A 23,560-nucleotide genomic window follows, 5' to 3' on the forward strand; every position below is an offset into this window, starting at 1 on the left:
CCGGCCCGGATTGGCATGGCCCGTTGGCGCGCGGCGGCGCTGGCGCTCGGCCTGCTGGTGGCGCTGCCCGGATGCAGCGTCTTCGATGCGCCGGTGGTGCAGCGCGGCAACCGGGTGACCGAGGACCAGTTGAAGGAGATCACGCCCGGCGTGCAGACGCGCCAGGACGTGCAGACCCTGCTCGGCTCGCCGACCCAGACCAGCACCTTCGGCGACCCCACCTGGTACTACATCAGCAGCAACACCCGGCAGCGGCCGGGGCGGGAGCTGATGGTGACGGACCAACAGACGGTATCCATCACCTTCGACCAGAATGGCGTGGTGCGGGCAGTGAAGGTGATCGGCGAGGACGAGGGCAAGCCGGTGCCCATGGTTTCCCGCGTGACGCCGACGCCGGGCAACGACCGGTCGCTGCTGCAGGCGCTCTTCGGGAATGTGGGGCGGATCGGGCCGGGGGCGTCGATCCCGACGAGCCCGGGGGCGCCGGGGTCGGGGACGGGGCGCTGATCCATCCCCGGAAAACCGCTGCGCGACGTTGCGGGAGCCCCGGATGAGCGCCTGATGCCCGTGTCCTTCCGCAGCGAAGCCGCGAAGGGACGCAAGGCAGAAAGGCGGGGCCTGTCAGCCCGTGGCCGTCCGCGCCCCGCGCATCTGCTGCCAGGCGATGGCGCCGAGGGCGAGGGCGAGGGCCGGGAGCACCGTGAGGTTCAGCACCGTCCATCCTGCCTGGGCATGGACCGCGCCGGAGAGGAAGGCGGTGCAGGCAACGGTGCCGAAGACGATGGTGTCGTTCGCCGCTTGGGCGCGGACGCGCTCCTCCGGCGCATGGGCGGTCGCCAGCAGGGTGGTGGCGCCGACGAACATGAAGTTCCAGCCGAGCCCGAGCAGGCCGAGGGCCAGGCCGAAATGGGCGAAGCTTTCGCCGGCCAGGCCGATCGCCACGCAGAGCGCGGTGAGCACGGCACCGGCAACGATCACCGGGCGGACGCCGAAGCGGCTGATAAGGCGGCCGGTGAAGAAGCCGGGGCCGAACATGGCGATGGCATGGATCTGGATAACGGTCGCCGAGGCGCCGATGCCGAAGCCGCAGAGCATCATCTCGACCGGCGTCGAGGTCATCAGCAAGTTCATGGTGCCATAGGCGACCATGCCTGTGACGGCGGCGGTGAGGAAGGCGGGGCGGGCGATGATTTCCCACACCCGGGCACCGCCGGCATGGCGGGCGGGCGGCGGCGGCAGGCGGGTGAAGGACAGCAGCGCCATGCAGAGCACCGGCAGGCAGGCCAGCACGAGGTAGGTGCCGAGGAAGAGATAGGGCGGAAAGCTGTCCCGCGTCGCCTTGACCAGCTCGGGCCCGAGGCTGGCGGCGAGGATGCCGCCGGTCATCACCAAGCTGATGGCGCGCGGACGATAGGCGGGGGAGGCGACCTCGGCCGCGGCGAAGCGGTAATGCTGGGCGATGCCGAAGCCGAGGCCCGCGGGGATGGCGCCCGCACAGTAGAGGGTGAAATTGCCCGTCCAGACGCCGGCGGCGAAGGTGAGCGACCCGGCCATGGCACCGAGCGCGCCGAGGATGAAGCCGGGCTTGCGGCCGAGCCGGGCGAAGACCATTCCGGCCGGGATGGAGGCGGCCATGGTCGCCGTCATCTGGATGGCGACGGGGAGCGTCGAGAGCGACTTGTCCTCGGCGAGGCTGTGGCCGATCAGCGCCGCCATCACCGCCTGGCCGACGGTCGCAGCTTGCATCAAGGCCTGGCAGCAAAAGAGCAGCCAGACCTGGCGCTTCATGCGCCTCTCTTCGTCAGAAATGCGACCATCCTCCCATGGGGAGCGCCATGGGGGCGCCCGCCGCGTCGACGACCCGGACCTCGGCGGGCCCTTCGGTGAACTCGCCGATCCTCGTGACCGGGGTGCCGGCGGTGGAGGCCAGGGCCTCGATGCCGGCGCCGGGTGGGGCGGCGAAGAGCAATTCGTAGTCGTCGCCGCCGGTGAGGACCAGGGGCAGAAGGGCCGCCTCCGTCATGACCAGGGCGCGGGCGGCGGGGGAGAGCGGTACTCGCGCCGCCTCGATCACGGCTCCGCAGCCGGCGGCGCGGCAGAGATGGCCGGCATCCTGAACGAGGCCGTCCGAGACATCCATCGTGGCGCGGGCCCGGCCGGCGAGCGCCGTGCCGAGGGCGAGGCGGGGCTCCGGCAGACGGTAGCGACGGGCGAGATGGCCCTCGGCATCGGCGGGCAAGCGACCTTGGAGGACGCGGAGGCCGAGCGCGCCGTCGCCGATGGTGCCCGACACCCAGAGCCCGTCGCCAGGCCGGGCGCCGGCGCGGCGGAGGGCGGCGCCGGGTGCGACGGTGCCGAGGATGGTCAACGACAGGCTGATCGGGCCTGGGATGGAGACGGTGTCGCCGCCGAGGACGGAAAGGCCGAACCGCCGCTGGTCTTCGGCCAGCCCCGCCGCGAAGCCCTCGAGCCAGCCGGGTGGCAGGTCGCGGGGCAGGGCGGTGGTCATCAGGTAGCCGAGCGGCGTGGCGCCCATGGCGGCGAGGTCGGAGAGGTTCACCCGCAGCAGCTTGCGGCCGATGGTCTCCGGCGGGTCGTCGGGGAGGAAATGGACGCCCGCCACCATGGCATCGGCGGCCAGCACTAATTGCCGGCCGGGCGGCGGGTCGAGCAGGGCCGCATCATCGGCGAGGCCGAGCGCCCCTGGTCCCGCCAGGGGCAGGAAGTGCCGGGCGATCAACCCGAATTCGGCGGGCGGCTCGGCCATTTGCCGCTACTTCCGGCCGGCGGCGAATTCCTCCGGCCGCAGGGCGCGGGCCAGCGCGTCGAGCACGCCATTGGCGAAGCGCGGTTCCTCGCCGCCGAAGAAGCCATGGGCGATGTCGAGGTACTCGTTGATCACCACGCGGGCCGGGGGCTGCCCGCCGCCCTCGGCGAATTCGGCGCAGGCGGCGCGGAGCAGGGCGCGCAGCACCGGGTCGAGGCGCATCAAGGGCCAGTCGGCATCGAGATGCTGGGTGATGAGGCCGTCCAGCCGCTCGCCATGCTTCGCCGCGCTGCGGACGATGGTGCCGAAGAGCGGGCGATCGGCTTCCGGCACGCCGCCATCCTCGAAACCGCCGCCGATGCGGTGGCTGAGGAATTGCTGGATGACGGCTTCGGCCGACTCACCGGTGTGCTCGCTCTGGTAGAGCGCCTGAACGGCGGCGACACGCGCGCCGGTGCGCGGGCGACCGCCGCGGACCTGCGGGCCGCCGCCCGGAGCCTGGCCGGGGCGGCGGTGGCGGGACTTGCCGCCGCCGGGCTTGCCAGGGGACTTGCCCGCCCCCGGCTTGGCGGCAGGCTTCGGCGCCTCGGGCGTGCCGGACTGCTCCGCCTCCATCTCGGCGCGAAGCTTGTCGAGTTCGCTGGTGCCGAGATCCGTAGTCTTCCAGTTGCCGCTCACGCGAGGCTCCAGCGGCGGCGCAGCGCCACCTGGCCGAGCAGCGCATGCGCAGCCTCGGCACCCTTGTTGTGCCGGTCATCGGCGGAGCGGGCCTCGGCCTGGGCGAGGCTGTCGACGGTCAGCAGGCCGAAGCCGATGGCGGCGCCGCGCTCGGTCGAGACGTCCATCACCCCCTGGCAGACCGCCGAGCAGATGAAGTCGTAATGGTCGGTCTCGCCCTTCACCACGCAGCCGAGCAGCAGGAAGCCGTCATAGCGCACCGCCTTGCCGCCCTTGGAGGGCTGGCTGAGCGCCATGCGCAGCGCGGCCGGAAGCTCGAAGGCGCCGGCGACATCCACCACCTCGGCCGTCGCCTGCGCCTCGGCGAAGACGCCCTGGGCGCCGCGCAGCATCCCGCCCACCACATCGGCGTAATAGGGCGCCTGGATCACCAGCAGATGCGGCGCGGGGCCGTCCAGCGGCCGCGCCTGGCGCTCCGGCGCATCGATCGTGCTCATTCGGTCATCCTTGTTGGACCAGCGGGCGGGTTTCCACCACGCGCAGGCCATACCCCTCCAGCCCGACGATGGGCCGCGGGTTGTTCGACAGTCGCACCATGTCGCGCACCCCGAGATCGGCGAGGATCTGCGCGCCGATCCCATAGTCCCGGATCTCGGGCGGCGCTACCTGCCGGCCGCGGTTGTTCCTCACCTGCTCGCTCATATTGTCCGGCCGCCAGTCGCGGATGATGACGACGACGCCGCGGCCGGCAGACTCGATCATGCGCATGGCGTCGTGCAGATCGCCGGTGCCGGCGCCGAGGACGATGTCGTGCAGCAGGTTGGCGGCATGCATCCGCACATGGACGGGGCCGGGGGCGGAGACGTCGCCGCGGATCAGGGCTAGGTGCTCGCCCGGGGCGAGCGTGTTGCCGTAGACGACGAGCCGCCAGTCGCCGCCGATCGGGTGGTCGATATGGCCCTCGGAGAGGCGGCGGACCAGGCGCTCGGTGCGGCGCCTGTGGCCGATCAGGTCGGCGATGGTGCCTAGCTTCAGGCCATGATGCTGGGCGAAGGCCACGAGGTCCGGCATCCGCGCCATGGTGCCGTCGTCGTTCATGATCTCGCAGATCACGCCGGAGGGGTTCAGGCCGGCGAGGCGGGCAAGGTCGACCGAGGCCTCGGTATGGCCGGCGCGGACCAGCGTGCCGCCGTCGCGGGCGACGAGGGGGAAGACGTGGCCCGGCGTGACGATGTGCTCGCGGCCCATCTCCGGGTTGATGGCGACGGCGACGGTATGGGCGCGGTCGGCGGCGGAGATGCCGGTGGTGACGCCCTCCTTCGCCTCGATGGAGACGGTGAAGGCCGTTGCGTGCCGGGTGCCGTTGGCCTGGGCCATCAGCGGCAGGCCGAGTTGCTCGACCCGCCTGCGGTCCATCGCCAGGCAAATCAGGCCACGGGCGAAGCGGGCCATGAAATTGATCGCGTCCGGGGTCGCAAACTGGGCGGGGATGACGAGGTCCCCCTCGTTCTCGCGGTCCTCGTCATCGACCAGGATGAACATGCGGCCGCGCCGCGCCTCCTCGATCAGCTCCTCGGTCGGGGAGATGAAGTCGGCGAAATTGACGGTCTTGGTCGCCACCGCGCCGGTCATGCCTGGAGTCCCTGGAAGGAGACGAGCCGGGCGACGTAGCGCGCCAGCGTGTCGATCTCGATGTTGACGAAGCCGCCCGGCTGCAGCGTCCCGAAGCTGGTCACCGCCGCCGTATGCGGGATGACGTTGACGCCGAAGATGGCGCCCTCGACCTCGTTGACGGTGAGCGAGATGCCGTCGATGGCGATCGAGCCCTTGGCGGCGACGAAGGGGGCGAGGTGCTCCGGCAGGCGGAAGCGATAGCGGACGGAGCCGTTCTCCGGCACCGCTGAGAGCACCTCGGCCACGCCGTCGACATGGCCGGAGACGAGGTGGCCGCCGAGTTCGTCGCCCATCCGGAGCGAACGTTCGAGGTTGATGCGGCTGCCGGGAGCAAGGCGGCCGAGCGTGGTCTTGGACAGGCTCTCGGCCGAGGCATCGACGGCGAACCAGTCGCCGCCGAGCTCCACCGCGGTGAGGCAGCAGCCGGAGCAGGCGATGGAGGCGCCGATCGCCACTGGCGCTGGCTCCGCCAGGAAGGCGGGGGAGGTGCCGATGACGAGGCGCATGTCCTGCCCGTCACCCAATGGCAGGATTTCCCGCACCGTCCCCAGATCCGTCACGATGCCGGTGAACATGGCCCGCACTCCTCGAACTCGGTCAGCCAGTCCTCGCCCAGGGGACGGCTTGCAACCCTCTGGAACTTGGGCATGGCGGAAAGCAGAACAACCGGCAAGGGCTGCACGGCGGGCAGTCCGTCGCCGCCCATGATGCCGGGGGCGTGGAACCAGGCCAGCCGGTTGACGAAGCCGCCGCGCAGCAGCCCGGCGGCGAGGCCGGCGCCGCCTTCGGCGAGCACCCGCGTGACGCCGCGCTGGGCCAGCGCGCCAAGCAGGGCGGCGAGGTCGAGGCCAGGCTTCGCGCGCGGGACGGAGAGAATCTGCACGCCAGCCTCCAGATAGGGGGCAAGGGCGGCGGGGCGCTGGTTGGTGCGGGTCGCGATCCAGGTCGGCACCGCGCGGGCCGTCTGCACCAGGCGGGCGCCGAGCGGGGTGCGGAGGCGGCTGTCGGCGACGACGCGGGCGAGGGGCACGCGGGCGGTGCCGGGGAGGCGGGCGGTCAGCTCGGGATCGTCGGCCAGCACCGTGCCGCTGCCGACCAGGATGGCGTCATGCCGGGCACGCAGCGCATGCGCCTCGCGCCGGGCGGCGGGGCCGGTGATCCACTGACTCTCGCCCGTCGAGGTGGCGATGCGGCCGTCGAGCGTCGTCGCCAGCTTCAGCGTGACAAGGGGAAGGCCGCTGGTGATGCGGCGGGCGAAGCCGGCATTCTCCCGGCGGGCCTCCTCGCCCATCAGGCCTAGTTCGACGATTACTCCGGCCTCGCGCAGGCGTTGCAGGCCACGGCCGTCGACCCGGGGGTCCGGGTCGCCGGTCGCCACGACCACGCGGGAGACGCCGGCGCGGACCAGGGCGTCACAGCAGGGGGGCGTGCGGCCCCAGTGGGAACAGGGCTCGAGCGTCACATAGGCGGTGGCGCCGCGGGCGGCCTCCCCCGCACGGTCCAGCGCCTCCGTCTCGGCATGGGGGCGGCCGCCGGGCTGGGTCCAGCCGCGGCCGACCACCTGGCCGTCCTTCACCAGCACGCAGCCCACCGCCGGGTTCGGCCAGGTATTGCCGAGCCCACGTCGCGCCAGGGCCAGCGCGGCCGCCATATGCTCCCGATCCGTCATGCGGCGCACTATGGGCCGGCGGGGCCGGGCGGCAAAGCGAGCTCCACCCTGAGGCCGGGCCCGGCATCGCCGAGGGTGAGGCGGGCGCCGTGCAGCTCCGCCACCGCCGCGACCAGAGCGAGGCCGAGCCCGGCGCCGGGGCGGCTGCGGGCGGCGTCCAGCCGGTGGAAGCGGCGGAGGACGGCCTCGCGCTCGCGTGGAGGGATGCCCTCGCCGTCGTCTTCAACGGTGAGCACCCTGTCGGTGCCGAGGGCGAGCCGGATGCGGCCGCCCTCGCGTCCGTGCTTCACGGCGTTCTCCAACAGGTTGGCGAGGGCCTGGGTCAGCAATTCGCGGTCGCCGAAGGCGGCAATGGCGGGCGGGATGTCGGCCTCCACCCTCTGGCCGCGCTCCTCGGCGGCAGGGGCGTAGACCTCGGCGACGGTCGCTGCCAGGGCGGAAAGGTCGAGCGGGGCGAAGCCGGCGCGGCGGGCGCCGCCCTCGACCTGGGCGATGCGGAGCAGGGCGGCGAAGATTTCGAGGAGCTGTTCGCAGTCGCGCAGCGCCGCTTCGGTGGCGGGGCGCCAGGTGGTGTCGTCCCCGGCGCGGAGGGCGGCTTCCAGCCGCCCGCGCAGGCGGGTGAGGGGGGTACGGAGGTCATGGGCGATGTCGTCCGTCACTTGGCGGAGGGTCTGCATCAGTCCCTGCACCCGGTCGAGCGCGGCGTTGATGCGGCGGGCCAGGCGGTCGAACTCGTCGCCGCCCGGGCGGATGGGCAGGCGGTGGCCGATCTCGCCCGATTCGACGCGGGCCAGGGCGGCATCCATGGCGGCGGCGCGGCGGGTCACGCCGCGGCCCATCAGCAGGCCGCCGAGCAGGCCGAGCAGCGCCGCGCCGCCACCGACCCAGCCGGCGGCGCCGAGCAGGAGCGATTCGAGCTGGCGTACCGGCGCCACGTCGCGCGCCACGACGAGGAAGCCGCCGCCGGGAAGCGGGGTACCGAGGGCGAGCAACTCGGCCGACGCCGCTTCCCCGGCGGCCTCGAGGCGGAGGCTGGCCCAGCCGGGGGTTTCGGGCGCGCTGGCGAGGTTGCCGGCGAGGCGCTCGCCCGCCGTTCCGGCGAGGAGGTAGTACTGGGTGCCGCTGCGGTCGGCGGCGAGCCGCGCCTCGACCGAGAGCGCAACGGAGCGCGGGCCGCCGAGGCGGGCGGCCTGGACCAGCAGCCCGCTGTCGCTGTCGACCTCCTGTGCCAGCTGGCGCAGGGCGTAGCCGGTGGTCGCCCACCAGGCGATGCCCGAGAGCGCGGCGGTGCCGAGCAGGGTGAGCAGCAGGTGCAGGAGGGTGATGCGGAAGGCGGTTGTCCGCCACCAGCGTGTCGCCTGCTCAGCCGGGCTGGCGGATGGCATAGCCGGCGCCGCGCATGGTGTGGATGAGCGGAGGCTCGCCGAGCTTGGCGCGGAGCCGGCTCACATGCGTCTCGACCACGCTGGTCTTCGGGTCGAAATGGAAGTCCCAGACGCCCTCCAGCAGCATGGTCCGCGTCACCACCTGGCCGGCGCGGCGCATCAGGTATTCCAGCAGGCGGAATTCGCGGGGCTGCAGATCGATCCGCCGCCCGGCGCGGGTGACGGTGCGGCGGAGCAGGTCCATCTCCAAGTCGGCGACCTGGAGCGTGGTCGCCTCCGTCGCCATGGGCGGGCGCCGGGCGAGGGCGTTGAGGCGCGCCATCAACTCGGCGAAGGCGAAGGGCTTGCCGAGATAGTCGTCGGCACCCGCTTCCAGTCCCTCGACCCGGTCGCCGACGCCGGTGCGGGCAGTGAGAAAGAGGACGGGCGTGCGCTGCCCGGCGGCGCGGAGGGCACGGACCAGGGCGAGGCCATCCAGCCGCGGCAGCATGCGGTCCACCACCAGCACGTCATGGCTCGCCTGCATGGCGAGGTGGAGGCCATCCGCCCCGTCGGCGGCGTGGTCCACCACATGACCGGCCTCGGTCAGGCCGCGGCGGATGAAGCCGGCCGTCTCCGCATCGTCCTCGACCAGCAGGATCTTCACGCTGCCCCGGCCCCTCGTCCCACCGGCCGGACAATAGGCAGAGGTGGATCGAATGCGAACTCCCCCGGCGGGCGGAGCTTCTGGCCGGAATGCAGAAAAGGAAACCGCCCATGCGACGCCTCCCCCTCCTCGCCGCTGCCGGGCTGCTGCTCGGCGCCGGTGCCGCCCGTGCCCAGGACTGCATGCGCGTGATGGCGGACGACCCACGGCTCAGCAGCTTCGTCGAGGCGCTGAACCGCACCGGCCAGTCCGAGCTGCTGCACGGCAGCGGGCCCTTCACCATCCTCGCGCCCGACAATGGCGCCATCGCGCGGGTGCCGGTGAATATCCGCAACGACCTGATGGGCTCCCAGCCCGGCGCGGATTTCGATCCGGTGCGCGGGCCGGCGGTGGTCAATGCGCAGATGATCGATGGGCGGCACCTCGCCAGCGAGGTCGCCGGGCGCGACCGCGTGACGGTCAGGACCCGCAACGGCAACATGCTGCTGATCCAGCGCGGGGCGGACGGGCAGTACACGATGGTGCCGGAGCGTGGCGGCTTCGGCGCCGGCGGCATCCGCGAGATCGAGCCGGCTCATGTGGTGCAGGCCGACATCCCGTGCAGCAACGGCGTGATCCATATCGTGGACCGCGTGCTCGTCCGCTGAGCCGGACCGACCATACCGATCCGTATGGTTCGGGGCAGGAAGCCCGCAGGTGCGCGGGGCTTTGATGTGGGGCATGGCGGTCGCCCGGAGCGGCCGCCCCTCAGGAAGGAGCTCCAATCGATGCCCCGCATCACCAAGATCCTCGCAGGCGGCGCTCTGGCGCTGGCGCTCGGCACCACGGCGCTGACACCCTTCGCCCCGCCGGCGACGGCCCAATCGGCCAGCCAGCCGGCGACGGCCGTCGCGCTGCCGCGCCCGGTCGGGCCGGACTTCGCCGACCTCGCCGCGCGGGTGGCGCCGGCGGTCGTGCGCATCAGCATCACCGGCCATACCGAGGCGACGCCGGCGCAGGTGCCGCCGGAGCTGCGCGGCACGCCCTTCGAGCGCTTCTTCCAGCAGCGCCAGGGTCCGGCCGAGCGGCGGGTCATGGGCCAGGGCAGCGGCTTCATCATCGACGCGGCCGGCTATGTCGTGACCAACAACCATGTGGTCGGCCAGGCCGATTCGGTGAAGGTGGAGCTGGCCGACGGGCGGCAGCTGCCGGCCCGCGTCGTCGGCACCGACCCGAAGACCGATCTCGCGCTCATCAAGATCGAGGCCGGCGGCAACCTGCCGACCGTCGCCTTCGGCGACAGCGACAGGCTCCGCGTCGGCGAATGGGTGCTGGCCATGGGCAATCCCTTCGGCCTCGGAGGAACGGCGACGGCGGGCATCGTCTCGGCGCGCGGGCGGCAGATCGGCGCCGGGCCCTATGACGACTTCATCCAGACCGATGCCTCGATCAACCCGGGCAATTCCGGCGGGCCGCTGTTCGATGCGCAGGGTCAGGTGGTCGGGGTGAATGCGGCGATCTTCTCGCCCTCGGGCGGCAATATCGGCATCGGCTTCGCGATCCCCGCCTCGCTGGCGCAGTCGGTGGTGGCGCAGCTGAAGGAGCATGGGCGGGTGGAGCGCGGCTGGCTCGGCGTCTCCACGCAGCGGATCGACCCGACGCTGGCGAGCGCGCTCGGCCTGTCTGACAGCAGGGGCGCGCTGATCGGCGCGGTGGAGCCGGACGGGCCGGCGGCCAGGGCGGGAGTGCAGAGCGGCGACGTCGTCACCGGGGTGAACGGCCATGCGATCGCCGTGCCGCGCGACCTGGCCGAGGCGGTGGGCGAGCAACGGCCCGGGGCGACCGTCACCCTGGCCCTGCTGCGCGACGGCAAGCCCGTGGAGCAGCAGGTGACGCTGATCGCCATCCCGGGCCAGCAGGAAGCGAAGGGCGCCGCCGGGGAAGCCCGGTCCTCGGGCAATCTCGGCCTGGCGCTGGCGCCGAACGAGCGCGGCGGGCATGGCGCGGTGGTCGCCGGGGTGCAGCCGGACAGCGTGGCCGCCAGCCAGGGCCTGCAGCCGGGCGATGTTATCCTCCGCGCCGGCGACCGGGCGGTGAACGGGCCGCGCGACGTGGCGGAGGCCGTGGGCGCCGCCCGGCAGGCCAACAAGCCGGCCATCGCGCTGCAGATCGAGCGAGAGGGCGGGCGGGCCTTCATCGCCCTGCCGCTGAAGGCGGGCTGAGGTCCCTGGGGCCGGCGAGGGAAATTCCCTCCCTGGCGCCCACTGGCCTGGGCATTGCATCCTCTGGCCATGCAGGGCGGCCTGGCGCATTGACGCCGGGCCGCCGGGCGCGCATGGCGGGCGCCGACCCGCATCCCAGCCGAGAGGACGAGGCATGGAACCCTGGCAGCTCACCGCCGCCGCCGCCGCCGCGAAGCTCCGCGAGGGCCGCCTCACCGCGGAGGCGCTGACCCGCTCCTGCCTCGAGCGCATCGCCGAGCGGGAGGCGGTGGTGAAGGCCTGGACCTTCCTCGACCCGCGCCTCGCCATCGCCGGCGCCCGCGAGGTGGACAAGGCCCATACGATGGGCGCGCTGCAGGGGCTGCCGGTCGGCGTGAAGGACATGATCGAGACGGCGGACATGCCGACCACCTACAATTCGCCGATCTACCAGGGGCTGCGGCAGGGGCGGGATGCGGCCTGCGTCGGCATCGCCCGCGGCGAGGGGGCGGTGATCCTCGGCAAGACCGACACGGTGGAGTTCGCAGCGGCCGGGCGCCGCGCGCTGACCCGAAACCCGCGTGACGCGGCGCGGACTCCGGGCGGCTCCTCCTCCGGCTCGGCGGCGGCGGTGGCCGACGGCATGGTGCCGCTCGCCTTCGGCACGCAGACCGGGGGCAGCACCATCCGCCCGGCCTCCTTCTGCGGCATCTACGCGATGAAGCCCACGCATGGAGTGGTCAGCACGGAAGGGGCGAAGCGCTACGCGCACACCCTCGACACCATCGGCTGGTACGGAAGGGCGCCGGAGGACCTGCGGTTGGTGGCGGAGGCCTTTCGCCTCTTCGACCTCGACGAGCCGCTGGGGAAGGGGCTGCGCGAGCTGCGGATCGGTCTCTGCGGCGGGCCGAACTGGCACCTGGCCGCGCCGGAGTCGCGGGCGGCGCTGGAGCTGGCCGGGCGGCGGCTGGAGGAGGCCGGGGCGGCCGTCGAGCCGCTGGCGCTGCCGCAGGCCTTCGAGGGCATCACCGAGGCGCAGCGAGTGGTGCTGCTCGGCGAAGGGCGCAGCGCTTTCCTGCAGGAATATGTCGCGGCGCCTGGCCTGCTGCATGCCGATTTCCGTGACCGCGTCGAGAATTTCGCCGGGATCAGCGGGGCACGGCTCGCCGGGGCCTACAATCTCGCCGCCGATTGCCGGAAGCTGTTCGACGCGCTCTTCCCGCGCTTCGACGCGGTGCTGACGCCGGCCGCGGTGGGCGAGGCGCCGCTCGGGCGGCAGGATACCGGCAACCCGGTCTTCAACAGCATGTGGACGCTGCTGCACGTGCCCTGCATCGCCATCCCCTGCACGACGGGGCCGCATGGGATGCCGGTGGGCGTGCAGATCGTCGGGCCTCGCTTCGGCGATGCGACGCTGCTCGACGTGGCGGCGCTGGTGGGGCCGGTGATCGACCCGCGTTGACGGCGTGCCGGGGAGGGGCTGACCTCCCCGGACATCGCATCAGGCGATGGTGCAGGCCTCTTCGAAAGAGAGGCGCGGCAGGCGGTCGAAGACGCCGCTGGGGTCGCCATGGCCGAGATTGACGAGGAAGTTGGACTTCACCTTGGTGCCGGCGAAGAAGGTCTCGTCGCACTTCGCCTTGTCGAAGCCGGACATGGCGCCGACATCGAGGCCGATGAGCCTCGCCGCCATCATCAGGTAGGCGCCTTGCAGCGTCGCGTTGCGGAATGCGGTCTCCGCCGCCAGCTCCGGGCTGGAGGTGAACCAGGAGCGGGCATCGGCATGCGGGAAGAGCTGAGGGAGCTTCTCGTAGAATTCCATGTCCTGCGCGACGATGACGCAGGCCGGCGCGCTCATCGTCTTGGCGAGGTTGCCGGAGGAGAGGCAGGGGGCGAGCTTCTCCTTGCCCGCCTGCGTCGTCACGAAGACGAAGCGCGCCGGCGAGCAATTCGCCGAGGTCGAGCCCATCTTCAGGATGTCGTAGATCTGCCGCAACTCCTCCTCGGAGACGGGCTGGTCGGTCCATTTGTTCTGGGTGCGCGCCTTGAGGAAGAGCGCGTCGATGGCGGCCTGGTCGGGCATCGTCAGGGTCTCCTTCGTTGCCCCCTGCATAGACGCTGAAGGCGGCCCCGTCACCGGTCCAGGCGGCCAGGGCCGGCTGCGTTCATTCCAGGGTCCAGGGCCCGCGCCAGGCTCGGGCCCTGGCTTCGGGGGACCTGTTCACGGCCGCGCTGAAACCCGTTTCCTGTCGCTCATCCCGCACCCTGCCCAAAGGGATACGGCAGCATGTCATCGAGGATGGGGAGCACGGCGTGCCCTACAGCCGCCGCGAGCACGCCCGCCGCAGGCCCTGCGTTACCGAATGATGGTGCAGTGCAGCATGGGGTGCTAACCCACACTTATGCCGCGCATCACGCCCTTCTTCGTCCTGGTCCTTGCCGCCATGTCGGCCTTCGGGCCACTGTCGACGGACATGTACCTGCCGGCCTTCCCTGCCATCGCCGCCGGGCTCGGGACGGATGCGGCGCATGTGCAGACGACGCTGGCGAGCTTCTTCGCCGGTATGTCGCTGGCGCAGCTCGCCTTCGGGCCGCTGACAGACCGGTTCGGGCGGCGGCTGCCGTTGCTGGCGGGGCTCGGCATCTTCGTCCTCGGCTCCATCGGCTGCGGGCTGACCGAGGAGGTCGGCTGGCTGGCGATGTGGCGCTTCATCCAGGGGCTTGGCGGCTGCGCGGGGATGGTGACGGCGCGGGCCATCGTGCGCGACGTGACGGAGGGGACGGAGACGATCCGGCTGATGTCCCGCCTCATGCTGGTGGTGACGCTGGCGCCGATCCTGGCGCCCTCGCTGGGCGGGCTGCTGCTCGGCTGGGGCGGCTGGCGGGCGATCTTCTGGGCGCTGGTCGTCTATGGGCTCGGCCTCGCCCTGGTGGTGGGGCGGGTGTTGCCGGAGACGCTCCCGCCCGAGCGGCGGCGGCGGGAGGGGCTGGCCGGCGTGGTGATGGTCTATGCGCGGATGCTCGGCACGAGGCGCTTCATGGGGCTGGTGCTGTCGGGCGTGCTGCCGATGGGCGGGCTGTTCGCCTATATTACCGGCTCGCCCTTCGTCTTCATGGAGCTGCATGGCATCGCGCCGGGGCAGTATGGGCTGCTCTTCGGGGCGAATGCACTCGGCATCATGGGCGTCTCGCAGCTGAACGCGATGCTGTCGCAGCGGCATCCGCCGGAGCGCGTGCTGCTCTGGGGGCTCTGCGCCATGGCCGGGGCGGGTGTCGCGATGGCGGCGCTGTCGGGGACGGGGAGCTTCTGGGGCATCGCCCTGCCGCTCTTCGTCTATGTCGCCAGCATCGGCATGGTGATGCCGATTGCCGCGGCTCTGGCCATGGCCTCGCAGGGGCGCGCGGCGGGGAGCGCCTCGGCGCTGATCGGCACGCTGCAATTCGGTGGGGGGGCGCTGACGGGCGCGCTGGTCGGGGCGCTCTACACCGGGACGGCGGTGCCGATGGCCGTGGTGATGGCGCTCGCCGCGCTGGCGGGGCTGCTGAGCCGGCTAATTCTCGTGCGCTGATGGCGGATCCTGGATGAGCGCGCCGTACCAGCCGAGGCCCCGATAGGTTTCGTAGCCGGGCGTGCGGTGGAAGCCGATGGCGCGGCCCTCGGCGTCGCGGTAGGCGCCGGCCTCGCAGCCGCCATGCTGCAGCCGGATGGTCTCGGTCAGCACGCCTCCGCCGGCGGAGGCGGCCAGCACGCGCCCGGCGGCATCAAGCAGCAGCACGCGGGTGCGGGCGCGCTCGGCGGGCGAGAGGCGGACGCCCCGCACTACCGCATCGGCCTGCGGGGCCCAGTCGAAATGGATGCCGAGCACGCCGATCGGGCCGCCATCGGTGGCGCCGCCCTCGCGCACCGCCGCGGCATAGGTGGCGACCGGCGCATCGCCGAGCGGGGCGCAGCGGGCGATGTCGGTGACGGCGTAGTCGTCGCCGCTCCTGGTCTCAAGCGCAGCGCGGAACCAGGGCGCGGCGCCGGCGGCGTGGCCGCGGACCGCGGGGTACCGATCCGGCCGGCCATGGGCGATGACGCGGCCGGACAGGTCGCAGAGCCAGAGGTCGAGATAGACCGTATAGGCCGAGAGGATGATGCCGAGGCGCCGCTCGGCATGGGCCAGGCGCTGCGGCGAAGGGTCCGCCGCCGCATCGACCACCGCCGCGTCGGTTGCCCACCAGCGGACGTCGCAGCTACGCTCGTAGAGGTTGCGGTCGATGATCTCGATAACGTTCAGCGCGAGGTCGGTCAGCCGCTGGCCGCCGACCTCCTCCGCCATGCGGGCGCCGATGCGGCGGAGGGCGGTGAAGACGCCGCGCAGCTCGCCATCCATCTCGGCGGCAAGGCGGGCGACCTCGGCGGCGACGGATTTCACCTCGCCCGCGACGACGCCGAAGCCGCGGCCCTGCTCGCCGGCGCGCGCGGCCTCGATGGTGGCGTTGAGCGCCAGGATGCGGGTCTGGCCGGTGATCGATTGGATGGCGCGGACCTTGCCGGCCGCCACCGCCTCCGCCCGTTCGGCGAGCGCCAGGACGCGCTCGGGGGTGGCGGCTTCCTCGGTGACCTGCATTCCGTCCATGGCGGCAACCCGAATCTCTGCCGCGTAGTGTCTCCCCTGGCGGGTTAAGGCCGGGTTTCAGCCGCCGCGGGCCTGGGCGCGAAGGATGTGTTTCTGGATCTTGCCGGTGCTGGTGCGCGGCAGCTCGGTGAAGAGGATCGCCTTGGGCGCCTTGAAGCCGGCCATGCGCTCGCGGCAATGGGCGATCAGCTCCGCTTCGGTCGCCTGCAGGCCCGGCTTCAGCTCGACGAAGGCGCAGGGCACCTCGCCCCATTTGTCGTCGGGCCGGGCGACGACGGCGGCCAGCGCCACGGCGGGGTGCTTGTAAAGGGCGTCCTCCACCTCGATCGAGGAGATGTTCTCGCCGCCGGAGATGATGATGTCCTTGGAGCGGTCGCGGAGCTGGATGTAGCCGTCCGGATACTTCACCGCGAGGTCGCCGGTGTGGAACCAGCCGCCGGCGAAGGCGGCCTCGGTCGCGGCGCGGTCCTTGAAGTAGCCTTTCATCACGACGTTGCCGCGCATCATCACCTCGCCCATCGTCGCGCCGTCGGCGGGGACGGGCTGCATCGTCGCCGGGTCGAGCACGTCGAGGGATTCGAGGGCGAGGTAGCGCACGCCTTGGCGCGCCATCAGCCGGGCCTGATCGGGGGCGGGCAGCTCGTCCCAGGTGCGGTTCCACTCGTTGACGACCGCGGGGCCGTAGCATTCGGTGAGGCCGTAGACGTGGAGGACGGCGAAGCCGGCCTCGCGCATGCGGCCGAGCACCGCCTCGGGTGGCGGCGCGCCGGCGGTGACGAATTGCACCTGGTGGGGGAGGGGGCGCTTCTCCGCCTCCGGCGTGTCGAGCAGCGTCGCCATGACGACGGGGGCGCCGCACATATGGGTCACGCCATGCTCGGCCATCAGCGACCACATGGCCGGGCCGCGCACGGCGCGCAGGCAGACATGGGTCCCGGCGACGGCGCAGACCGTCCAGGGGAAGCACCAGCCGTTGCAGTGGAACATCGGCAGGGTCCAGAGATAGACCGGGTGCCGCGCCATGCTGGCGGAGAGGACGTTGCCGGTGGCGAGGAGCTGCGCGCCGCGGTGGTGGTAGACGACGCCCTTCGGCCGGCCGGTGGTGCCGGAGGTGTAGTTGAGGGCGATGGCGTCCCACTCGTCGGCGGGCATCGCCCAGGCGAAGGCGGGATCGCCCTCGGCCAGCAGCGCCTCGTAGTCGAGGCCGCCGAGGGTCTGGGCGCGGGCGCCATCGGGGGCTTCCGGGTCGTCGATCTCGATGACCAGGGGCGAGACGCCGCCGATGGCGAGCGCGGCGCGGAGGACGGGGGCGAATTCGCGGTCCACCAGGATCGCCTTCGCCTCGCCGTGGCGCAGGATGTAGCCGATGGTGTCGGCGTCGAGCCGGGTGTTGATGGTGTTGAGCACGGCGCCGGCCATCGGCACGCCGTAATGCGCCTCGACCATGGCCGGGATGTTGGGTAGCAGCGCCGCCACCGTGTCGCCGCGGCCGATGCCGCGGGCGGCGAGCGCGGAGGCGAGGCGGACGGCGCGGTCGCGCAGCTCGCGGTAGGGGCGGCGGAGCGAGCCATGGACCACGGCGATGTGGTCGGGGAAGGTGGCCGCGGCGCGCTCGAGGAAGAGCAGCGGCGTCAGCGGCTGGTGGTTGGCGGGGTGGCGCTCCAGCCCGGTCTCATAATCTGCGGCGGCCATCGGGCGTCCCTCCTCAGCGATGCCGCCATTCGGCGGGACGCTTGCCGAGGAAGGCGCCGATGCCCTCCGCCGCATCTTCGGCGAGCAGGTTCTCGACCATCACTTGGCCGGCCGCCGCATAGGCCTCGGCGAGCGGGAGGGCGGCCTGGGCGTTGAAGCCGCGCTTGCCCATCCGCAATGCGACGGCGGAGCGGGCGGCGATGCGCTGGGCGAGGTCGAGAGCGGCAGGCAGGGCGGTGCCGGCGGGGACGACGCGGTTGACGAGGCCCATGCGATGCGCCTCGGCGGCGGGGACCATCTCGCCGAGGAGGAGCATCTCCATCGCCGCCTTGCGCGGCACGGCTCGGGCGACGGCGACGCCGGGGGTGGAGCAGAACAGGCCGATATCGACGCCGGGGGTACAGAATTTGGCCCGTTCCGAGGCGACGAGGAGGTCGCAGCTGGCGGCAAGCTGGCAGCCGGCGGCGGTGGCGACGCCCTCGACCGCGGCGATGACCGGCTGGGGGAGGGTGACGACGCGCTGCATCACCGCCGAGCAGGCGGCCATGGTCTCGGCGAAGAAGCCGGCGCCGCCATCGGGGTCGGCACGGCGGGCGGTGATCTCCTTGAGGTCGTGGCCGGCGGAGAAGGCGGGGCCTTCGGCGGTAAGGACGACGCAGCGGATGCGCTCGTCCGCGGCGACCTCGTCGAGCGTGGCCTGCAAGGCCGCGAGCATGGCGCGGGAGAGGCTGTTGCGCGCCGCCGGGCGGTCGAGGGTGATGATGGCGACGGCGCCTTCGTCGCGCCGGGTCACCGGGGGCGTGTTGTCGCCCGTGCTGGCCATCGCTGCCTCCCTGGCAATATAGGCCATATTGCCAGGGAGTGCAGCTGTGGCAAAGCCTCGGTTAGACGGGCGTGAACATGGTCGCCGGCGGGCTGTCGCCCGTGGTCGGCTTGAAGACCACCTTCACCTTCTGGCCGATCTTCACCTCGTCCAGGTCGCAATCGACGATGTTGGTGAAGACGCGGACGCCCTCATCCAGCTCGACATAGGCGACGCAGTAGGGCTCCTTCGTCCGCATCACGGTGAAGGTGTAGACGGTGCCGGTGCCCTTGGCTTCCACCAGCTCGACATTGTTCGAGAGGGTGAAGGGCGAGCAGCCGCGCGGGTACCAGAAATGCTTGCCGGTATCCTTGCAGAGCCCGATCAGCATGCGGCCCTCGCGGGCGGCGTCGAAATAGGGCTTGTTGGTCGGGTCCACCGCGATGGCGGGGAGGGCACGGTTGGAGGCAGGGGTTGCCATTGCTTCTTACTCCCGCTCGAGGATGACGGTGGCGCTGCCGTGCCGGGTGCCGAGCAGGCCGCCCGTGCCATGGGCCAGCGCGAGCGTGCAGCCGGGGACCTGGACCTTGGGGTGAGCCTCGCCGCGGAGCTGGCGCACCGCCTCGATCACCTTGGTCATGCCGCCGCGGTTGGCCGGGTGGTTGTTGCAGAGCCCGCCGCCATCGGTGTTGAAGGGCAGCTTGCCGACGCCGGAGATCAGGTTGCCGTCGGCGACGAATTTGCCGCCCTGGCCTTTCTCGCAGAAGCCGAGATCCTCCAGCTGCATCAGCACGGTGATGGTGAAGCTGTCATAGATCGAGGCGTACTGGATGTCCTGCGGCGTGCAGCCGGCCTCCTCGAAGGCGCGCGGGCCGGACCAGCGGGCGCCGGAATAGGTGAGGTCGGTGTAGCCGGCATTCTGGTTCTTGGTCGCCTCGCCATGGCCGCGGACCTTCACCAGCGGCCGCTTCAGCGACCTAGCGATCTCCGGCTTGGCAAGGATGAGGGCGCCGCCGCCATCCGAGATGACGCAGCAGTCGAGCCGGTGCAGGGGGTCGGAGACCATCGGGGAGTTCACGACGTCCTCGACGGTGACGACCTTGCGGAGCATCGCATGCTCGTTCCACTGGGCATGGTGGCTCGCCGCCACCTTGATCCAGGCGAGCTGCTCCGAGGTCGTGCCGAACTCGTGCATGTGGCGCATGGCGCACATCGCATAGGCATTGGCGACGGTGCGGCCGTAGGGAATCTCGAAGGGATCGTCGGGGACGTTGACGCCCCAGCTGCGCGGCGCCGTGCCGGTCGCCATCGCCTCGGCGCGGGGGCGGCCGGCCAGCGTGACGAGGGCGATGTCGCAGAGGCCCATGGAGATGGCCTCGGCCGCATGGCCGACATGCATGACGTAGGAACTGCCGCCGACGTCGGTGCTGTCGAAATGCCGGAGCTTCGTCAGGCCGAGATAGTCCGCCATGTTCAGCGGGCCGAGGCCCGGGGCGGCGCCGGTGCAGAAGAAGCCGTCGATGTCGTCCTTGGTCAGGCCGGCATCCTGCAGGGCGCCATAGGCGACCTCGGCATGGAGCTGGGCGACGGACTTGTCGTCGGCCTTGCGGGTCGGGTGCTCGAAGGCCCCGACGATATAGGCTTTGCCGTTGATGCTCATGGGGCTGGACGCCCTCCCTTGTCGATCGATAGCTAGCTTAGGGTTCTACCAAGCCGCGCGCTCGTCAAGCCGGGCGCGCGCTATTTCAGCCCGGTGCCGAGGAACTGCCGCAGCTCCGGCGTCTGTGGCGCGCCGAAGAGCTGCTCGGAGGGGCCGACCTCCCAGACCTTGCCCTGGTGCATGAAGATGGTTTGGGTAGCGACGCGGCGGGCGAAACCCATCTCATGCGTCACCAGCAGCATGGTCATGCCGTGCTCGGCGAGGCGCTCCATGGTCGCCAGCACCTCCCCGGTGAGTTCCGGGTCGAGGGCGCTGGTCACCTCGTCGAAGAGCATCACCTTGGGCTTCATCGCCAGCGAGCGGGCGATGGCGACGCGTTGCTGCTGGCCGCCCGAGAGGTTGTCCGGCCAGGCATCGAAGCGCTCACCAAGGCCGACCTCGGCCAGCGCCTCCTCGGCCCGCTGCCGTGCCTCGGCGCGGCCGACGCCGAGGACGACGCGGGGCGCGAGCATGATGTTCTCGCCGACGCGGAGATGCGGGAAGAGGTTGTAGCTCTGGAAGACGATGCCGACATCCTTGCGCAGCTCGCGGAGGCCCCGGCCCGAGGCGTCGAGCTTGTGGCCCGAGACCTCGATGCGGCCGGCCTGGATCCCCTCCAGCCCGTTGATGCAGCGCAGCAGGGTCGATTTGCCGGATCCGCTGCGGCCGATGATGGCGATGACCTCGCCGCGCTCCACCGTCAGGTCGATGCCCTTCAGCACCTCCACCGCGCCGAAGCTCTTGCGGACGCCCTCAACCTGAACGACGGGCATTGAGCCTTCCTTCCAGCCGCCGCGCGAGCAGCGAGATCGGCCAGCAGATGATGAAATAGGTCGCCGCCACCGTGCCGAAAACCTTGAAGGGGGCGAAGGTGGCGTTGTTGACGAGGTTGCCGGCGCGGGCCAGCTCGACCACGCCGATGATCGAGACGATGGAGGTGTTCTTCACCAGCTGGACGATGAAGCCGACCGTTGGCGCTACGGCGATGCGCACCGCCTGGGGCAGGACGACGTAGCGGTATTGCTGCGCCCGCGACATGGCGAGTGCCGCCGAGGCCTCCCATTGCTGCCAGGCGACGGACTGGATGGAGCCGCGCCAGATCTCGCCGAGATAGGCGCTGGCATAGAGCGCCATGGAGACCGAGGCGGCGACGATGGGCGGCATGTCGATGCCGCCCATCGAGAGCCCGTAATAGGAGAGGAAGAGCAGCATCAGCACCGGGATGCCCTGGATCATGCCGATCCAGCCCGCCGCCAGCATCCGCAGCGGGGCGAGCTGCGAGGTCCGCGCCAGCGCCACGATGAAGCCGAGCAGCCCGCCGAGCAGCAGAGAAAGCAGCGTCAGCAGCAGCGTCCAGCGCGCCGAGGCGACGATGAAGAGGAACTCGGATTCCGAGAAGGTGCGGATCATCGGCCGGATTGTGTCCGCAGGCGCCCGAGGCCGGAGCCCTTCGGGAAGAGCACGGCGCCCAGCACCGCGAGCAGCCCGCGCATGACGAGCGCAAGCGCCAAGTAGATGGCGGTGACGGTGATGTAGACCTCGAAGCTGCGGAAGGTGTCGCTCTCGACGTTCGCCGCCGTGCCGGAAAGTTCCTGGACGGAGATGAAGGAGCAGACCGAGGTGGAGAGCATCATCAGCACGAACTGGCTGGAGAGCGAGGGCCAGACGCGGGCCAGCGCGGGCGCGATGACGACATGGCGGAAGACCTGCCAGCGCGTCATGGCCAGCGACAGCCCGGCCTCGATCTGGCTTTTATGCACGCTCTCGATGCCGGCGCGAACGATCTCGGTCGAGTAGGCGCCGAGGTTGAGCACGATGGCGCCGATCGCCGCCTGCTCGGCCGTCAGCTTCACCCCGATCGAGGGCAGGCCGAAGAAGATGATGAGAAGCTGCACCAGGAAGGGCGTGTTGCGCACCAGCTCGACATAAGTATCGACCGGCCAGCGCAGCGCCCGCGGCGCGAGGCCGCGCAGCATCGCCAGCAGGATGCCGAGCAGCGCGCCGAGCGAGATGCCGATGGCGGAAAGCTGCAGCGTCAGCCACAGCCCCTCCAGCAGCACGTCGCTGCGGGCGAAGACCGGGCTGAACTGGAACTGGAAACCGTTCACCGCCTAGAAAACGGGGAGGTCGGCGGGCAGCGGGCTGCCGGTCCACTTGTTGGAGATGTCGTCCAGCTCGCCGCTGGTCTTCATGAAGTAGATGGTGTTCTGCAGCCACTGCCGCAGCTCGAACTGGTCCTTGCGGACGGTCATGCAGTTCGGCTGGTTGAACAGGGTGAACTTCGCCTCGAGCCCTGCCTCGGGCCGGCCCTTGGCGATGTCGCCGCCGATGGTGTCGGGGATGCCGACCGCATCGACCTGGCCGACGATCAGCGCCTGGGCGGAGGTCGCGTCATCCTCGAAGCGGACGACGTTGGTGCCGCGCGGCGCACGGCGCAGCAGCGCCTGTTCCTGCGGCGTGCCACGGGGAACGCCGACGCGCTTGCCGGCGAGGTCCTCGATCTTCGAGATGGGGCTGTCCTTCTTCGCCATCACCACCATGCGGAAGGCGCTGTAGGGCATGGTGAACATGACGGAGCGGGCGCGCTCCGGCGTCGCGCCGAGCGTCGCGCAGAGGAAGTCGACGCGGCCGGCCTCGAGCGCGGGGATGCGCGACGGCGGGGTGAGGGAGGAGATCTCGACCGGCACGCCGAGATACTTGCCGAGGAGCGCGGCGACATCGAGGTCGTAGCCGACGGCGTTGCCGGTGGCGTCCACCATGCCGAAGGGCGGGGCGCCGGTGACGACGCCGATGCGGACCTTGCCGCGCTTTATGATGTCGGCGGTGGTGATGGGGCCGGACTGCTGCGCCTGAGCTTCCCGCGAGAGGAAGGCAAGGCCGGGCAGCGTGGCCGCCGCGGCGAATAATCCAAGGCGCGTGATCATTGTCGTTCCTCCCCCGTATCCGGCTTCCTCGGCCGCTGTCAGACCACGCTTGTCAGCCCGCCGTCAACATAGAGCAGGTGGCCGTTAACATAGGCCGAGGCGTCGGAGGCGAGGAAGATAGCCGCCCCGACAAGCTCCGGCAGCTCGCCCCAGCGGCCGGCGGGGGTGCGCTTGCACAGCCAGCCGTCGAATTCGCGGTTGGCGCGAAGCGGGGCGGTCAGCTCGGTGCTGAAATAGCCCGGCGCGATGCCGTTGGCCTGGATGCCATGCTTCGCCCAGTCGGCGCACATCGCCTTGGTGAGCATCCCGAGCGCGCCCTTGGTGGCGGTGTAGGGGCCCGTCCCCGGTCGGCCGAGCATGCTCATCACCGAGCAGGTGTTGACGATCTTGCCGCGGCCGCGCGGGATCATCCGCTTCGCCACGGCACGGGCGCAGTAGAAGGCGCTGTCGAGGTTGGTGGACATCACCGCGCGCCAGGTTTCGTCCGGCATCTCGTCGAGCGGGCCGCGGAGATTGACCCCGGCATTGTTGAACAGGATGTCGATGGGACCCGTGCCGGCCTCGATGGCGGCGACGCCCGCCTCCACCGCCGTCGGGTCGGTGACGTCGAAGGCGGCGGTCTCGGCCTGGAGGCCGTCGGCGCGGAGGCTGGTGGCGGCTCGCTCCAGCTTCGTCGCGTCGCGGCCGTTCAGGACCACCCGGGCGCCGGCTTCCGCGACGCCCCGGGCCAGGGCGAGGCCGATGCCCTGGCTGGAGCCGGTGACCAGCGCCAGTCGGCCGGTGAGGTCGAAGAGCTTGAGCGACATGGTCCCATCCCCTAAC

At 71.4% G+C, this 23,560-nt stretch carries 25 protein-coding genes; 5 read left to right on the forward strand and 20 right to left on the reverse strand.

Going from position 1 to position 23,560, the window contains the following annotated elements; all coding sequences use genetic code 11:
* Positions 1–15: 15 nt before the first annotated feature.
* Positions 16–507 carry an outer membrane protein assembly factor BamE gene (locus LH62_RS20370; protein ID WP_052215026.1) on the forward strand — a complete coding sequence of 164 codons (492 nt, stop codon included), beginning with the start codon at positions 16–18 and terminating at the stop codon, positions 505–507.
* 114 nt (positions 508–621) lie between these two features.
* Here LH62_RS20370 and LH62_RS20375 read toward each other — a convergent pair whose 3' ends face one another.
* From LH62_RS20375 to LH62_RS20415, 9 genes are read right to left on the reverse strand one after another with little or no spacing between them, the layout of a single operon-like run.
* Positions 622–1,788 carry an MFS transporter gene (locus LH62_RS20375; RefSeq protein ID WP_052214741.1) on the reverse strand — a complete coding sequence of 389 codons (1,167 nt, stop codon included), beginning with the start codon at positions 1,786–1,788 and terminating at the stop codon, positions 622–624.
* A 13-nt stretch (positions 1,789–1,801) separates the two neighbouring features.
* Positions 1,802–2,767 (reverse strand): thiamine-phosphate kinase, encoded by a 966-nt coding sequence (gene thiL / locus LH62_RS20380; RefSeq protein ID WP_043363854.1) that lies wholly within the window; start codon positions 2,765–2,767, stop codon positions 1,802–1,804.
* A 6-nt stretch (positions 2,768–2,773) separates the two neighbouring features.
* On the reverse strand, positions 2,774–3,445 hold the full coding sequence (gene nusB, locus LH62_RS20385) for a transcription antitermination factor NusB (protein WP_369796794.1): 672 nt from the start codon (positions 3,443–3,445) through the stop codon (positions 2,774–2,776).
* Entirely contained in the window at positions 3,442–3,942 is a 501-nt protein-coding gene (locus LH62_RS20390) for a 6,7-dimethyl-8-ribityllumazine synthase (RefSeq protein ID WP_043363856.1), read from the reverse strand. The genes nusB and LH62_RS20390 overlap by 4 nt, the downstream gene beginning before the upstream one ends.
* 4 nt (positions 3,943–3,946) lie before the next feature.
* Positions 3,947–5,077 carry a 3,4-dihydroxy-2-butanone-4-phosphate synthase gene (gene ribB / locus LH62_RS20395; RefSeq protein WP_043363858.1) on the reverse strand — a complete coding sequence of 377 codons (1,131 nt, stop codon included), beginning with the start codon at positions 5,075–5,077 and terminating at the stop codon, positions 3,947–3,949.
* Positions 5,074–5,694 (reverse strand): riboflavin synthase, encoded by a 621-nt coding sequence (locus LH62_RS20400; protein ID WP_043363859.1) that lies wholly within the window; start codon positions 5,692–5,694, stop codon positions 5,074–5,076. Before LH62_RS20400 ends, ribB begins: the two co-directional genes overlap by 4 nt.
* Complete coding sequence (ribD, locus tag LH62_RS20405; RefSeq protein WP_082012877.1) at positions 5,676–6,788, reverse strand: bifunctional diaminohydroxyphosphoribosylaminopyrimidine deaminase/5-amino-6-(5-phosphoribosylamino)uracil reductase RibD; 1,113 nt, start codon at positions 6,786–6,788, stop codon at positions 5,676–5,678. The genes LH62_RS20400 and ribD overlap by 19 nt, the downstream gene beginning before the upstream one ends.
* A gap of 8 nt (positions 6,789–6,796) precedes the next feature.
* Positions 6,797–8,173: a HAMP domain-containing sensor histidine kinase gene (locus LH62_RS20410; protein ID WP_043363861.1), complete on the reverse strand. Its 1,377-nt coding sequence runs from the start codon at positions 8,171–8,173 to the stop codon at positions 6,797–6,799.
* Positions 8,151–8,819 carry a response regulator transcription factor gene (locus tag LH62_RS20415; RefSeq protein ID WP_043363862.1) on the reverse strand — a complete coding sequence of 223 codons (669 nt, stop codon included), beginning with the start codon at positions 8,817–8,819 and terminating at the stop codon, positions 8,151–8,153. The genes LH62_RS20410 and LH62_RS20415 overlap by 23 nt, the downstream gene beginning before the upstream one ends.
* A gap of 110 nt (positions 8,820–8,929) precedes the next feature.
* On the opposite strand from LH62_RS20415, the gene LH62_RS20420 reads away from it, so the two are divergent.
* The 3 genes from LH62_RS20420 to LH62_RS20430 all read left to right on the forward strand — a co-directional run bounded on the left by LH62_RS20420 (position 8,930) and on the right by LH62_RS20430 (position 12,461).
* Complete coding sequence (locus tag LH62_RS20420) at positions 8,930–9,466, forward strand: fasciclin domain-containing protein (protein ID WP_043363863.1); 537 nt, start codon at positions 8,930–8,932, stop codon at positions 9,464–9,466.
* A 120-nt stretch (positions 9,467–9,586) separates the two neighbouring features.
* A complete protein-coding gene (locus LH62_RS20425; RefSeq protein WP_052214742.1) occupies positions 9,587–11,020 on the forward strand; it encodes a DegQ family serine endoprotease in 1,434 nt (477 codons plus the stop codon).
* A gap of 154 nt (positions 11,021–11,174) precedes the next feature.
* On the forward strand, positions 11,175–12,461 hold the full coding sequence (locus LH62_RS20430) for an amidase (protein ID WP_043363866.1): 1,287 nt from the start codon (positions 11,175–11,177) through the stop codon (positions 12,459–12,461).
* Positions 12,462–12,500: 39 nt separating this feature from the next.
* Here LH62_RS20430 and LH62_RS20435 read toward each other — a convergent pair whose 3' ends face one another.
* The gene (locus LH62_RS20435) at positions 12,501–13,082 is read right to left on the reverse strand and encodes a malonic semialdehyde reductase (RefSeq protein WP_043363867.1); all 582 of its coding nucleotides are present in this window, start codon (positions 13,080–13,082) and stop codon (positions 12,501–12,503) included.
* Positions 13,083–13,401: 319 nt separating this feature from the next.
* Between LH62_RS20435 and LH62_RS20440 the strand changes: the two genes are divergently transcribed.
* Entirely contained in the window at positions 13,402–14,568 is a 1,167-nt protein-coding gene (locus LH62_RS20440; RefSeq protein WP_043363868.1) for a multidrug effflux MFS transporter, read from the forward strand.
* Here the strand turns inward: LH62_RS20440 and LH62_RS32535 are convergent.
* From LH62_RS32535 to LH62_RS20490, 10 genes are all read right to left on the reverse strand, one after another.
* Entirely contained in the window at positions 14,551–15,621 is a 1,071-nt protein-coding gene (locus LH62_RS32535) for a methyl-accepting chemotaxis protein (RefSeq protein WP_043363869.1), read from the reverse strand. The two genes, LH62_RS20440 and LH62_RS32535, sit on opposite strands and share 18 nt — an antisense overlap.
* Before the next feature lie 57 nt (positions 15,622–15,678).
* Positions 15,679–17,313, reverse strand: a complete 1,635-nt coding sequence (locus tag LH62_RS20450; RefSeq protein WP_043363870.1) for an acyl-CoA synthetase — start codon at positions 17,311–17,313, stop codon at positions 15,679–15,681.
* Between the two features lie 13 nt (positions 17,314–17,326).
* Positions 17,327–18,136, reverse strand: a complete 810-nt coding sequence (locus tag LH62_RS20455; protein WP_201445556.1) for an enoyl-CoA hydratase — start codon at positions 18,134–18,136, stop codon at positions 17,327–17,329.
* A 61-nt stretch (positions 18,137–18,197) separates the two neighbouring features.
* Positions 18,198–18,596, reverse strand: a complete 399-nt coding sequence (locus LH62_RS20460) for a Zn-ribbon domain-containing OB-fold protein (RefSeq protein WP_043341516.1) — start codon at positions 18,594–18,596, stop codon at positions 18,198–18,200.
* Between the two features lie 6 nt (positions 18,597–18,602).
* On the reverse strand, positions 18,603–19,775 hold the full coding sequence (locus tag LH62_RS20465; RefSeq protein WP_043363871.1) for a thiolase domain-containing protein: 1,173 nt from the start codon (positions 19,773–19,775) through the stop codon (positions 18,603–18,605).
* A gap of 80 nt (positions 19,776–19,855) precedes the next feature.
* A complete protein-coding gene (locus LH62_RS20470; protein ID WP_043363872.1) occupies positions 19,856–20,587 on the reverse strand; it encodes an amino acid ABC transporter ATP-binding protein in 732 nt (243 codons plus the stop codon).
* The gene (locus tag LH62_RS20475; protein WP_043363873.1) at positions 20,568–21,224 is read right to left on the reverse strand and encodes an amino acid ABC transporter permease; all 657 of its coding nucleotides are present in this window, start codon (positions 21,222–21,224) and stop codon (positions 20,568–20,570) included. Before LH62_RS20475 ends, LH62_RS20470 begins: the two co-directional genes overlap by 20 nt.
* Positions 21,221–21,922: an amino acid ABC transporter permease gene (locus LH62_RS20480; RefSeq protein ID WP_043363874.1), complete on the reverse strand. Its 702-nt coding sequence runs from the start codon at positions 21,920–21,922 to the stop codon at positions 21,221–21,223. The genes LH62_RS20475 and LH62_RS20480 overlap by 4 nt, the downstream gene beginning before the upstream one ends.
* A 3-nt stretch (positions 21,923–21,925) precedes the next feature.
* Positions 21,926–22,738 (reverse strand): transporter substrate-binding domain-containing protein, encoded by an 813-nt coding sequence (locus LH62_RS20485; protein ID WP_043363875.1) that lies wholly within the window; start codon positions 22,736–22,738, stop codon positions 21,926–21,928.
* Between the two features lie 38 nt (positions 22,739–22,776).
* Positions 22,777–23,544 (reverse strand): SDR family NAD(P)-dependent oxidoreductase, encoded by a 768-nt coding sequence (locus tag LH62_RS20490; RefSeq protein ID WP_043363876.1) that lies wholly within the window; start codon positions 23,542–23,544, stop codon positions 22,777–22,779.
* Positions 23,545–23,560: the final 16 nt, after the last annotated feature.

This window comes from Belnapia sp. F-4-1 (genome assembly GCF_000802185.1).
Lineage (GTDB): Bacteria > Pseudomonadota > Alphaproteobacteria > Acetobacterales > Acetobacteraceae > Belnapia.